The organism is Anabaena sp. CCY 9910 (assembly GCF_963920875.1).
Classification (GTDB): Bacteria; Cyanobacteriota; Cyanobacteriia; order Cyanobacteriales; family Nostocaceae; genus Trichormus; species Trichormus variabilis.
Genome location: NZ_CAWUDJ010000008.1, coordinates 38411 through 51284, shown reverse-complemented (window position 1 = coordinate 51284; position 12874 = coordinate 38411). Strand labels below are relative to the sequence as shown.

The window sequence follows — 12874 nt, the reverse complement described above, 5'->3', positions numbered from 1 at the left end:
CCATTCTTTTGTACACAATACTAATACGTAGCTGAGTTTCTCTCAGGGTTATGAGTTGTTCCATAAGGAAGGAGTATCTCAGGGTTTGTTCAGTAAAATAACTAACCTCTAACTCTACAGGTAAAATCTTTTACTTTAATATCTTCAGCTATTTTTAAATTCTCATGAATACTTCTACTTCTACAAAAACCTGGATTTGGCGAGGCTTCTCCATCTGTTATCAAACTCAAGGAACTACCGGGCCATCCGTTGTACTAGTACATGGTTTTGGTGCTTCCTGGAGCCACTGGCGAAAAAATATACCCATCCTGGCGAAAAATTGCCGTGTTTATGCAATTGATTTAATTGGTTTTGGTGGTTCAGCCAAACCTCAACCAGATACGGAAATGGCTTATACATTAGAAACTTGGGGAGAACAAGTCGCTGATTTTTGCCGTGAGGTTGTCGGTGAACCAGCTTTTTTAGTGGGTAACTCTATTGGCTGTATTGTAGTCATGCAAGCAGCAGTCAGCAATCCAGAGATTAGTTTAAGTGTTGCCCTACTCAACTGTTCTCTACGATTACTGCACGATCGCAAACGAGAAACTCTACCTTGGTCACGTCGTTTTGGCGCGCCTATACTGCAACGTGTACTATCTATTAAAGCAATTGGTCAGTTCTTTTTCCGTCAAATCGCTCAACCAAAAACAGTGAGAAAGATTCTGCTACAAGCCTATGTTAATAGTGAGGCAGTGACAGAGGAACTGGTAGATATTTTGACAGTGCCAGCAAGTGATCCTGGTGCTGCGGCTGTATTCCTTGCCTTTACTTCTTATTCATCTGGCCCTCTACCAGAAGACCTTTTACCTTTGTTGCCTTGTCCAGCATTGATTGTGTGGGGAACAGATGACCCTTGGGAACCGATAGATTTAGGTCGAGAATTAGCCAACTATCCTCAAGTACTCAAGTTTATTCCCTTGGAAGGTGTAGGGCATTGTCCTCAAGATGAAGCTCCTGAATTAGTTAATCCGATTTTACAAGATTGGATATGGGAAAAAACTAGACTTTTAGAAGCCCAAGAAATTGAGCATAATTCCCAGACAATTGGGTAGTGATTTTTAATATAGATAGCAAAAAGACAAGTCTGATTTAAGATAAATCAAGACTTGTCATCATAATCAATAAGCTTCTATCGATGGGCTTCAGGCAATTATCTCCAGTAACCACCCCAGCCACCCCGGAAACCACCTGGTCTGAACCAAGAACGACCTCCCCAGAACCTGCCTGCTCTAAACCAAGAGCCACCCCGGAAACCACCGAAACCACCGAAACTACCCCAGCGACCTCCAGCTAGATTTTGCTGGTCTTCTGTAGATAGTTCGACGAGTAAATCAGATTGCGAAACTTGATTAGACATGATTCTTTTCCTCTGTTCTATCTATTATTTGTACACGCCTACAAGGCTTACACAAATATGGGCGAAAATCATAAATGTGTAATACCTTTGATTTTATTTATAGGAATAATTATGACAAATTAAACTCCCCTATAGGGGGAAATAAAAATACTAAGAATCTTGCTTAAGAAGTATGATATTTTTAATGGTATTCCTATATCTATTGCAGATATATATACAAATAATATTTCATCTATAACCTTATATTTTTATGTGGGAAACAGTATTTTTGTCCCTTATTATAAATAGGATATGGCTTAAAGTTTTCCTTATCTCCAAAATGTAATTTTTAAACTCAAAAAAGCCAGTTTCTCCGAGGAACTGGCTGTTGAGCAAACATCTTATATAGTTAGTGTTCTGATTGCACTAGTCAGCACAAGAAAGAAACAGAGCTTATAAATCAATACGGTTCAGTTAAGAGAATAGTAGGTTGGGTGGAGCGATAGCGGAACCCAACAAAGTCTTGAGAATGTTGGGTTCCGTTCCTCCACCCAACCTACACCAGTCTAAGTTGTTGCCTTAACTGAACTGTATTAGCTTATAAATACTGACTACAAGGTTTGAGAACATTTACCTTGAGAACAATAGTGTAAGTTTAATGGCAAATCAGATCCTACTTTTGAAATTTGCCAATTTATCTGAGATAGATGTAACCGGAAAGTTTTACTCGCAAGGGGCGACGGCGACCACTGAAACCACCTCCAGAGCCTCCTCCCTCCTGATCATAGCTATTTTGATCCCAGCTATCTTGATCAGTACCACTAGAACCCACACCACCGGAACAACCACCTTGACCTTGTGGTGGTTGAGTTGTTTGCTGACCACCTACTAGAAACTGCTGTTGTTCTGTGGATAAATCTGCTAGCAAATTAGATGCGATGATTTGATTAGACATAATTATTTACCTCACTTCATTACATAGGCGCTTAACACCTCATAATTTAATTGTTCAATATTCATACATATTTTAAATTACTCCTTAGTTAGATAATATATGATTAAATATCTAGCTTTTGGTTCATAGTAAATCATCTTTTAATTGAGGTTATTTTTTAAATAAGTATATTAATTATTTGGTTTTAATTAATGGGGATAATAAGTAAAAAATATGTGCATTTTCTCATGAAAAAAATACCCGTAGAAAAAGCTAGGTAATAAAAGTACCTAGCTTCATAAAATTTAGCAGAAAATAGGAGATGGTGCAGAAATGCTCAAATACAATTAGGCTTTGAGCCGATTATTTCAGTTCACTCCACTCACCACTAACTATGACAATTTACGGACACTAACGATGCTGACACTTCTAATTCTATAGCGGCGAGTTTCACCACTGCCAAGTCGTGTACTTCCGCCTTCGTCATCTCCATCATCAAAGGTTTGACCACCAGCCAAAGATTGCTGTTGATCTAAGGATAAATCTTCAAGTAAATTAGAAGCTAGCATTTGGTTTGACATGAACTTTTACCTCACTTACGTACAACATAGGTTTGTTATTACCTATGTTTTTATTATTCAATATTTCTTGTTAATTTAAATTATGCCGTAGTGGTATTTGTAAAAACAAATTTTACTACTTTTGATTCATGATATTCTGACGATAAAATATAATTTATATGTAAATTCAGGCTAAAAAAATATAGGGATGTAATTAATTATATCCCTATAATAAGTTTATTAAATTATTAGTTTTTAGCTATCAATACAATTTATTAAATGTCAAAATTTCTACCTTGTAAACTCTAGTGCGTGCTTAATAAATTTATTTAATTACTACTTTATAAATAAAATTTTAGTTTTGCTGTGTCTTTCTTGATAAATTAAGATTTGCTATCTTTTTTATAACGTAAAATAATATTTACAGTGATAAAAACTTTAGATGCTCTCCTTGTTGAGACAGGAAATCTTCTAAAGTACCTTGGAGTTGTATTTTTCCTTGATCGAGTAATACAATCCAATCAGCACGGTGGACTACGCTGGGACGATGGGTAATGAGGATTGTGGTTTTACCCTGGCGTGATTCTAGCAACCGATCAAGAACTTGAGTTTCACTAACTGGGTCTAGTCCGGCTGTTGCTTCATCTAAAATTAAGACTGGTGGATTATTAAGAATACCTCTGGCGATCGCTAGTCTTTGTTTTTGTCCTCCAGAAAGATTTGCCCCAAATTCACCTAACACCGTTTGATACTTATTTGGTAGTTGGCTAATAAAACTGTCAGCATCGGCAATTTGGCAAGCTGTGACGACTTCTTCAAAGGAAATATGGGGACTTCCTAAACGAAAGTTTTCTAAAATTGAACGACTCCAGAAATGAGGTTCTTGAGGTACATAAACTACTTGTTGCCGCAAACAATCAAGGGCAATATCTTGAATATTATAAAAGCCGATGCGGATATTACCAGAATTGGGCTGATATAATCCTGCCATGAGTTTGGCTAAGGAACTTTTACCACAGCCTGACTTGCCAATTAAAGCAATAATTTGTCCTCCTGGTAGCTTGAGAGAAAAATCTTCTAATAGGTCAACTCTACCAGGGTGGTGAAAGTTGATATGGGAAAAACGAATATCTGCATTACTAGAGATTTGGGCAAATGGTTTTTGAGAAGTGTTATCTACTTCGGGAGTAGCATCAATCACTTCCAAAAGCCGAGATATAGCAGTTTGGGAACGAAAATATTCATCTACTAAACCTACTAGTGAGCTAATTAATGTCAGCACATTAACTTGTAGTACATTAATCGCTAGCATTTGACCAATACTTAACTTTCCTTGGATGACTAAAATACTTCCTAGTCCTAATAAAACTACACCGCCGATAGCAGAAAGGAATTTTGCAATAGTATTGTTGATAATGCCAATTTGAATAGTACCAAATGTTAAATTTGCCAGACGACCAAAACGATTTTGTAATTCATCCCAAAATTGTGGTGCAGCGTTTGTGGTTTTAAGGACTTGTGCGCCTTTAAAAGTTTCTACTAATACACCTTGATTTTCTGAACCTAAAACTAAAAGACTACGAGTTTTTTGTTGCAGGACTGGTAAAAGCGGCAATGTAGCTAAACTCATCAATGCACCGATGAGGATGACCGCTAATGCTAACTGCCAACTATAAAAAAGCATTAAGCCGAAGGAAATTACAGCGATGAAAAATTGGCTAGGTAAAAGCACTACAACCTGTGAGACTAATTGATTAATTTCATTAATATCTCTAAGTCGGCTGGTAATCTCTCCACTGCGACGGGCTTCGTAATAAGTCAATGGTAATTGCAGAATTCTCCGTCCAAATTCCAAGACTAAACCTAATTGCAGGCGTTGGCTAAAATGAGCAATCATTGTAGATTCTAATACCTGCATACCACTACTAAATAAATTCATGATGATAACAGCGATCGCTATCACAGTTAGTAGTTGAGTATCGCCACGAACTAAGACATCATCTGTGAGGATTTGAATCAGGACTGGTGAGCCTAAAGCCAATACACCCAGGACGATATTGATCATGAAAACCTGGGACAATAGCCCATGATAGGGCAATATGCGCTGAAGAAAACGGGTAAAGCCTGGCTGTGGTTTGTCGTGGGGTTGTTGAGAAAAGCGTTGGTGATCTGGCTCCATTAAGAGCATGACCCCATTCCAAGCGGCTGTTAACTCTTCCCGGTGAATATAACGAATGCCTACGGCTGGATCAGCTATGACATATTTGCTTCCCTTTTTGCCATATAAAACTACCCAGTGATAACCCCGCCAATGAATAATTGCTGGTAGTTGAATTTCTTTAATTCTGTCTAAGATGGCGGGGGATGCTTTCACGGCTCTGGCATTAAAACCGAGATTTTCTGAGCCACGTTTTAGACCTAATAAGGTTGTACCTAGTTGTCCAGTTCCTACGGCTTCACGGCTTTTATTCATGCTTAAAAAGCGTCCGTGTTGCCGACAAATTGAAACTATACAAGCGGCTCCACAATCTTCTTCACTCAGTTGTAAAACACAGGGGTAATTTTTTCGGAGTTTGAAGAGATCAAGCATATTGATTTGTAATTTTGGTTGTTTTAAACGCAGAGGAATATGGAGGTTAGCGCAGAGGTACGCGGAGTTTTTTAAGAGTATTTATTAGGTGGGGAGTAGAGGAAAAATAATGACTAATGACCAATGACTAATTACAAATCTGCAATTAATCTGGCTTTGCGGAGGATGAACCTTAATACTGTTTCTCTGCGGGAAATGATATCTGCTTTACCCTGCATCCCGGTTTTAAGTTGACATTGCCGATCGCCTCTGCCAACGTATGGGGTTTGTGGTTCTACAATGACTTCATAGGCTGTGGTTTTAGCTGTGGTGGTCTGGGGGTTATTGTTAGCTACGGGTAGGGCATCTGGGGCAATTGTTTTGACTGTTCCTTTGAGAGTGCCGTAGTCTGGGTAGGGACAAGCAGAGACCTGCATTTGGACTTGTTGACCGGGTTTGACTTTGTTGATATCTTGTGCCTGGACGTTAGCTTTGATTTGTATTGGTGCATTTAAAGGTGCAATTTGAGCGATCGCCTCACTCGCTTGTACTACCTGTCCGGGGTTACGCAAATTCAATTGCAGGACTGTCCCGGCGATGGGTGCGCGGACTACACTCTGGTTTAGGTCATTTTCGGCTTGTTGTAGTTCTTTGCGGTTTCTGTCCAGTTGTTTTTGAAATTCTAAACGTTGTTGTAGCAAAGTCTCTCTTTCTTTTTTCAAGGCGGCTAAGGTTACTTCACCTCTGGCTTGTTCTTGTTTAATTCGTTCTGATGCTACAGTCACACTTGCATCATTGGGATTTATCCCAGTTCTGGCCTTGGCGAGATTGGTTTGCGCCACTGTTAAAGCTTGGTCTTTTTCTTCTTGGAGATTTTTGGCGTTAGCTTTGGCTTGTTCCAGCTTCGCCTCCGCCGCAATCACCGCTTGTTCTTTCTCCTCTAAAAGATTTTTGGCGTTGGCTTTGGCTTGTTCCAGTTTCGCCTCCGCCGTAATTACACCTTGGTCTTTTTCTTCCAAGAGATTTTTAGCGTTAGCTTTGGCTTGTTCCAGCTTCGCCTCCGCCGCAATCACCGCTTGTTCTTTCTCCTCTAAAAGATTTTTGGCGTTGGCTTTGGCTTGTTCCAGTTTCGCCTCCGCCGTAATTACACCTTGGTCTTTTTCTTCCAAGAGATTTTTAGCGTTAGCTTTGGCTTGTTCCAACCTCGCCTCAGCTGAAATCACGGCTTGGTCTTTTTCCTCGAAGAAACTACGGGCGATCGCTCCTGATGCTACTATCGGCTGTAATCTTTCTCGCTGTACTCTGGCTAAACTCAAGGCGGCTTCTGCTTCTTGGACAGTTGCAGTTAAAACTTTATCTTGTTGCAAGCGATCGCGTTGTACCCTGGCTAAGTTTAAAGCCGTTTCTGCTTCTTGCACAGTTTTGGCTAAGAGTTGTTCCCTCTGTAATCTTTCTTGTTGCGCCTTCGCCAAATTCAAGGCGGTTTCTGTTTCTTGGACAGTCGTCCTGAGAAGCCTATCCCGCCGTAAACGATCGCGTTGTTCCCTCGCCAATTTTAAGCCTGTTTCCGCTTCATCTACGGTAGTTTTTAGGAGCCTTTCCCGTTGTAGGCGATCGCTTTGCACCCTGGCTAAATTTAAAGCGGCTTCTGTTTCTCGCACCGTCGCCGTTAAGAGCTTTTCCCGTTGCAGGCGGTCTTTTTGTATCCTGGCTAAAGTTAAGGCTGATTGTGCTTGTGTCATATCCGCCGTAGCTTTCACTTGCTGATCTGCATAGTTGCGTTGTGTACCACTCAGTTCAGCTTGTGCGGCGATAGTGGTGCGATCGTTTAAATTTGTCTGTGCTGTAATTTGAGCATCGATTTCTCCCAACTGTGCATCAATTTTATTGAGTTGTAGTTGACTTTGCTGAATCAGGTTTTGTAATTGGCTCTTTTGGGTTTGCAGACGCGAATCATCAATGTAGGCGATCGCTTGTCCTTCATTCACCATCTGATTTTCTGCAACATCAATTTTGAGAATTTTGCCGCTAACCAATGACTGTACAAGCTTTAATTCTCCCACAGGGCGAATAGTCGCCGGCACTTTTACCGTCACGTTGTACTTGAGAACAGATGTTAGCGCCACTCCTACAACAAAGATACTAAAGACAACCACCCCACCGATACTTGTCCATTTCCCAATATGGGGTAGAAACTCGTTAGCTTCTAACGTAGGAAGTTCTTCGGGAATTGGCTGATGCGATCGATGCCAAAAATCATTTTCTTGGCGGCGTAAGGTGTTCACGATACTGCACCTTGGTAGATGAATATGATAGAAATTAGGCTATTAAATGATGTGTTTGTTTATTTTGCAGATTGATACAACCATTTTTATTTTGTAGCTTTAGCTTCCCGTAGAGTATTTTGAATTGATTCATCCTCTCCCCAATTTATGTTTCAGATTGGCTATAATAAAACATGGGGAATAAGAAAAGAATGTGCTTTGAGATGTGCTTGCTTTTCTTTAATCTCTAACGCGGATGACGTGTAGAGAAATATAGAGGAGAACGCTCAAACTCTCTCAAAAACCTCACTTACGTTGAGCGAGTTATTATCACCTCCTCTACCCCTTTTTCCACAATACAAACATCGGCAATTTTGTTTGCATTGCACGCAAGAATAATTTGCAGCATGAGCAAAGCTATATCCTTATTCAACAAAGGAAGCTGTAGAAAAACCAGACAGAAAAGTGGTCATCTGTTATATAGTCTGCTCAAAAAACTCTGTGTCAACGTGAGTTCAAAAAAGAATTTTTGAACTCTCCTCCAACCCCGACGCGGAGAGGGGAGTAAAGAGCATGATAGATATATCGAAAATAAATAATTTAAAAGCCTATTAGCTTAAAATCCCCAAATTTACGGTGCTATCTAGGGAATCTTAAAAAGCCAACTCTGGCATAAAGATTTATTCAGTGTGATAATTGCAATTGAACCAATCATTGATTGAGAAACAATGCAACTGTAAATATTTGAGTAACATGATTTTTCGCCTCACTTGCGTGACTAGGTTTAGCCTCACCTAAGAACTTAACTATAAGCACTGTCCGCTAATAATTCATAAATCTGGAGACAGAAATCAAACTTATATATTTACTACGCAGGATAGATGCAAAATCATCTGATATGACTATAGTTAATTTAGCAACACCAGAGAATAAATTATCGGAAATTAATGGTTTGGTAGAGTGCGTCAGGATGAATAATTTCTGAGTATAGTTAGGCTCTATCGAACTGATGTACCCTACATTTTGGATATGTTTTTATCTGTAATACCAATTTTATATGAGGTTGCACATAATATAAAATCCGTTGATTTATCCACGTTTTTCTGTCTTGAAAAGTTTCCTAGGTCGGGCTAACCCTCCTACAGAACTTTTCGCTGCGTGCATCTGCATTCAATTATTCTATACAGCTTCATCTTAATTTGGTATAACGCACTTTAGGATGAGATAGCTTTAACAGAATTACGCTGAAATCCCTGACCAACGCCGTAACGGATAGTTTTAAATTCTACGAAGTTTGTAGTGGGAGTATAGAGAGTGTATGTTGCTACACCTGGTGTTCTGCCTACATTACCCACTCCAATTATCTGGCGTGGAGAAATAGTCATAGTTTCAGGGGACTTTGGACTATCAAGAGTTGTGATACCTGTAGTGACTGAACCAGCTTGCAAGTGATATTGAAAAGCTAAACCAGAACGACCACAAAATAAATTATTTGCCTGTATTCTTGTCAGACGGTCAAGCATTTGAATTGGCGAAGTATCGGGGGTTAATGCTTCATCAATTGATACAGTCGTACCGTGAATTAATAAACAATCTAGTTCAAAAAAACCAAAATCTAAATTTCGTAACCATTGCACTGTCTGACGAGAAACAGAATCCCAAAGTAACTTAACTGTTTCTCCGCCGTACTGGGCTAACAAATCATCAGCCTCGCCAGTAGGGCCAAGACCATGCAAAATGCAGCACTGTTCTTCCCACCAACCTTTACAAACCAGAGGTTCTAACTCGCCATTTCGTGGGTTACGGACTCGTTCTACTACTTTTTCTACTTCCGGTCTTGGCCCCACCAAATCACCCAAAATATATAAAGCTTCTATTTCATCACCTTGGCGCTTAATATCGGCCATTACAGCCTCATAAGCTGCCAAATTACCCTCAATCCCGCTTAAAATTGCCCATTTATTCATAAAAATTCTTCGATTTCATAATTTATTTTTTGCAAAAAGCACTAGGGATGCAAGGAAACAAAAAACCATTGACTATTGACTATTGACTATTGACTATTGACCAATCCCCAATCCCCTTCATCGAGTACAAACATGAGTGGGGTCATCAGCCCTTTCTGCATATTCCAAACCTTGGGCTAAACGCCAAGCAAAGATGGGAGGTAAGCCTTGTTCGATGATGGCGGCGCAGGTTTTTTGATAGTCGTAAGGTACTTCTCTGAGATTTACTTCTTGAGTATCGGTATCATAAATAGCATAAGTGGCATTTGGTCGCCCGTGTCTCGGTTCTCCTACCGAACCTACATTGACAATTCGTTTTACTGAAGCAGAAAAGTTAATTGCTTTCTGTTCTATTCCCACACCCTTGACGGATACTTGTAAATTGCCTGCATCTAGAGTACGGACATAAGGTACATGAGTATGTCCACAAAATAGCACATCTGCATCTGTGGAAAACACTCTTTCTAAGGCGGCAAAAGCATCAAGTTCTGGTAACAAATACTCATGGTTACTCTGGGGACTACCATGAACGAAAACCAAGTTGTCTTGACGTAAGGTGTGGGGTAATTGGGCGAGAAATTCTTGGTTTTCTTGATGGAGTTCTTTATGTGTCCACTCATGGGCGAGTTTACCGCGTTTTTCCGCTAACAGTGAAGGATAACTACACTCACAGGAGTTTAAACCTTCCACAATATCTTCATCCCAACAGCCGACACAGGTGGGAATATCTAATGAGCGAATTTGTGCGACGACAGCATTAGGATATGGGCCATATCCTACTAAGTCGCCTAAACAATAGATTTGGTCGGCTTTTTGTTGGTCAATATCTAACAAAACTGCATCTAAGGCTTCATAGTTGCTATGAATGCAGGACATAACTGCTATTTTCACTCGCTACCTTCCTCTAGTAAAATTTGTGTTACCTGTTCTTGGTATTGTGCGATCGCTGCATCTGTTAAATAGCAATCTGCCAAAGTCTGTCTCATTGCCGACTCATCTAAGTTTTTTCCCAATACTTCTATACCACTAAACCTTTGCGGTCTGCCTGCTAAGTGGCGGGGTAAGTCTAATTCCAGAAAATCAGTCGTAGGTATACCTGCGACAAAATCTGCATAAAGTGACCTACCATCAGCAACATCAAAAATACCCTTGGCACGGTTAACTACACCATAAGCACCATAAGTAATTTCGTACCAAAACTCTTTTAAACTATCTTCGTCAATTACTTGACCGTTGCTGGGTACGCGCCACATTTGGGTGGGTATGATGGTGGCATTAATCTCTGCACCAATAATAATTTTTCTAGCCCAGGTATGGTATTCAGAGTCTGGGAGGTTTGCTGGTAAAACAGCTACGGCTTGATAAGGTAAATTATCTAATATTGTTTGGATAGCGCTTAATTCTAAATAAAACCCTATTTCTATATAAGCATTTCCGGCTGTTGCCAGTTCGGACAAAAACTCGATTTCTTGCCCATCACTAAAAACTTTGACTTTTGGGAATTCTGCTGCTATTCGTGTCTGGTCGATGGGAACTTTACCAGTCCCAGGACTAAAGTAAATGATGTTTTCATGGGAGGTGGTGTTTCGTATTTGTTGGCAAATCCAGGTAGTTTTGCCACTGCCAGTAGGGCCGGCAACGACAGTAATGATTGGTAAATTCATTTTTAAATGATAATCATTTTCATGCACTTTGCAAAGTGATATCTGAAATATACTTTAGTCAGATACCCGACTTTTTCAAAAAGTCGGGTATCTATGACCTATCATTTCCAAAATGTAGGGTGCGTCAGTATGAATAATTTCCTGGTACAGGTAGGTTTTATGGCACTGACGCACCCTACTAACCGTCAATTTGGAATAATTTATTGGTGTTCCCTAAGATGCCTTAGATTGCTGCCAGAGAATAAGTTGCAACGGAGAACAGTAGTAAGTCCCATCACTGGTGTCTGATTCTTGTTCAGCTATCCAATCATAAATTTTTGCAGCTTTTGCTAAGGCTAGTTTTTCTGAACGATAAAGCTGAGGAGTAGGGCAGTAAGCTTGACCATTGATGTGTATAGCGGCAATTTGCCAATAGTCGCTGCTTTCACCTTCTGGTAAGACTTCCAAAAATCCGTCACTGTAAGGCTCAATTATTCCTATATTCATCTACAACCATCAAACTTTTAACTAAGGCCACAACATTAGACACCAGTCGTTCAAGGGGAAAAAGCTGGAATCTTCAGGGAATACAGTAACAACCCCTGCTAATGATTTTGTGTTCGTAGTCAATGGAAATCTGAGTGATTGGTCACTTTTTCACTATAAATTCTTAATTGGTAATACCGTTTCTTGATGTAGCTTGCCTGGCGTAGCCATAGATGCACTTGATTCTGTACTGTAGAGACGTTGCATGCAACGTCTCTACATCCTTTATTTGGCACAGCTTCATATTAATTTGGTATAAGTTTTCTACGTTGAAATTATTTGTTGGGATACTCTCGTAGTGCATATCCTACACCACGGACTGTATGAATCAAACGCTTTTCGTTGTTTTCTTCTAACTTCAGCCGCAAATAACGGATGTAAACTTCGATGATGTTGGAATCACCCATAAAATCATAACCCCAAACTTTTTCGAGAATTTGATCTCTGGTAAAAACCTGACGGGGATGGGAAAGAAGATACTCTAATAAATCAAACTCCTTTGCTGTTAATTCAATTGCTCTGTTACCCCGAAACACTTCACGAGTGCGGCGATTTAAACTTAGGTCTTCAAACTGCAATAAATCTTCATCTGTTTCTTGGGTGCGGCGCAGATGAGCGCGAATTCTTGCCAATAATTCCTCAATGCTAAAAGGTTTGACTACATAATCATCAGCTCCTGCATCTAATCCTGCCACGCGATCGCTCACTTCATCTCTGGCAGTTAATAAAATTACAGGTATTGAATTACCCGTTGCTCGCAGACGGCGACAAATTTCTAAACCCGATAGTCCTGGTAACATCCAATCAAGAACTGCTAAATCGGGTGTTGACTCTCGCGCCAAGGTGAGTCCAGTAATTCCATCATGGGCGACACTGACTTTGTAACCTTCACTACTCAGTTCCAATTCGACAAATCGCGCTAATTTAACTTCATCTTCAACCAAAAGAATGTGTGCTGTCATATTTTTATGCCTATC

General features: G+C 39.9%; 11 protein-coding genes. 1 reads left to right on the top strand and 10 read right to left on the bottom strand.

All coding sequences use genetic code 11. The annotated features are described in order from the left end of the window. Positions 1–164 precede the first annotated feature (164 nt). Entirely contained in the window at positions 165–1091 is a 927-nt protein-coding gene (locus tag ACM5QX_RS08905) for an alpha/beta fold hydrolase (RefSeq protein ID WP_414753228.1), read from the top strand. Between the two features lie 98 nt (positions 1092–1189). On the opposite strand, the gene ACM5QX_RS08900 is transcribed toward ACM5QX_RS08905, so the two are convergent. From ACM5QX_RS08900 to ACM5QX_RS08855, 10 genes are all read right to left on the bottom strand, one after another. Further along, positions 1190–1396, bottom strand: a complete 207-nt coding sequence (locus ACM5QX_RS08900) for a hypothetical protein (RefSeq protein WP_414753227.1) — start codon at positions 1394–1396, stop codon at positions 1190–1192. 673 nt (positions 1397–2069) lie between these two features. Further along, positions 2070–2330, bottom strand: a complete 261-nt coding sequence (locus ACM5QX_RS08895; protein WP_414753226.1) for a hypothetical protein — start codon at positions 2328–2330, stop codon at positions 2070–2072. Between the two features lie 371 nt (positions 2331–2701). After that, entirely contained in the window at positions 2702–2890 is a 189-nt protein-coding gene (locus tag ACM5QX_RS08890) for a hypothetical protein (RefSeq protein ID WP_011317494.1), read from the bottom strand. Between the two features lie 400 nt (positions 2891–3290). Continuing rightward, positions 3291–5459 carry a peptidase domain-containing ABC transporter gene (locus ACM5QX_RS08885; protein ID WP_414753225.1) on the bottom strand — a complete coding sequence of 723 codons (2169 nt, stop codon included), beginning with the start codon at positions 5457–5459 and terminating at the stop codon, positions 3291–3293. Between the two features lie 131 nt (positions 5460–5590). After that, positions 5591–7723, bottom strand: a complete 2133-nt coding sequence (locus ACM5QX_RS08880; RefSeq protein WP_414753224.1) for an HlyD family efflux transporter periplasmic adaptor subunit — start codon at positions 7721–7723, stop codon at positions 5591–5593. A gap of 1193 nt (positions 7724–8916) precedes the next feature. Then, entirely contained in the window at positions 8917–9669 is a 753-nt protein-coding gene (locus ACM5QX_RS08875) for a metallophosphoesterase family protein (RefSeq protein ID WP_414753223.1), read from the bottom strand. Between the two features lie 117 nt (positions 9670–9786). Beyond that, the gene (locus ACM5QX_RS08870; RefSeq protein ID WP_041455977.1) at positions 9787–10599 is read right to left on the bottom strand and encodes a metallophosphoesterase family protein; all 813 of its coding nucleotides are present in this window, start codon (positions 10597–10599) and stop codon (positions 9787–9789) included. After that, positions 10596–11372 (bottom strand): GTP-binding protein, encoded by a 777-nt coding sequence (locus ACM5QX_RS08865; RefSeq protein WP_414753222.1) that lies wholly within the window; start codon positions 11370–11372, stop codon positions 10596–10598. Before ACM5QX_RS08865 ends, ACM5QX_RS08870 begins: the two co-directional genes overlap by 4 nt. A 213-nt stretch (positions 11373–11585) precedes the next feature. Beyond that, positions 11586–11858, bottom strand: a complete 273-nt coding sequence (locus ACM5QX_RS08860) for a hypothetical protein (RefSeq protein WP_414753221.1) — start codon at positions 11856–11858, stop codon at positions 11586–11588. Positions 11859–12172: 314 nt separating this feature from the next. Next, positions 12173–12859 (bottom strand): response regulator transcription factor, encoded by a 687-nt coding sequence (locus ACM5QX_RS08855; protein WP_414753220.1) that lies wholly within the window; start codon positions 12857–12859, stop codon positions 12173–12175. Positions 12860–12874: the final 15 nt, after the last annotated feature.

What these genes read in the sequence shown, in the direction of transcription:
- ACM5QX_RS08905 (WP_414753228.1), top strand. Translation starts at nt 165, where the DNA reads ATGAATACTTCTACTTCTACAAAAACCTGGATTTGGCGAGGCTTCTCC.
- ACM5QX_RS08900 (WP_414753227.1), bottom strand. Translation starts at nt 1,396, where the DNA reads ATGTCTAATCAAGTTTCGCAATCTGATTTACTCGTCGAACTATCTACA.
- ACM5QX_RS08895 (WP_414753226.1), bottom strand. Translation starts at nt 2,330, where the DNA reads ATGTCTAATCAAATCATCGCATCTAATTTGCTAGCAGATTTATCCACA.
- ACM5QX_RS08890 (WP_011317494.1), bottom strand. Translation starts at nt 2,890, where the DNA reads ATGTCAAACCAAATGCTAGCTTCTAATTTACTTGAAGATTTATCCTTA.
- ACM5QX_RS08885 (WP_414753225.1), bottom strand. Translation starts at nt 5,459, where the DNA reads ATGCTTGATCTCTTCAAACTCCGAAAAAATTACCCCTGTGTTTTACAA.
- ACM5QX_RS08875 (WP_414753223.1), bottom strand. Translation starts at nt 9,669, where the DNA reads ATGAATAAATGGGCAATTTTAAGCGGGATTGAGGGTAATTTGGCAGCT.
- ACM5QX_RS08865 (WP_414753222.1), bottom strand. Translation starts at nt 11,372, where the DNA reads ATGAATTTACCAATCATTACTGTCGTTGCCGGCCCTACTGGCAGTGGC.
- ACM5QX_RS08860 (WP_414753221.1), bottom strand. Translation starts at nt 11,858, where the DNA reads ATGAATATAGGAATAATTGAGCCTTACAGTGACGGATTTTTGGAAGTC.
- ACM5QX_RS08855 (WP_414753220.1), bottom strand. Translation starts at nt 12,859, where the DNA reads ATGACAGCACACATTCTTTTGGTTGAAGATGAAGTTAAATTAGCGCGA.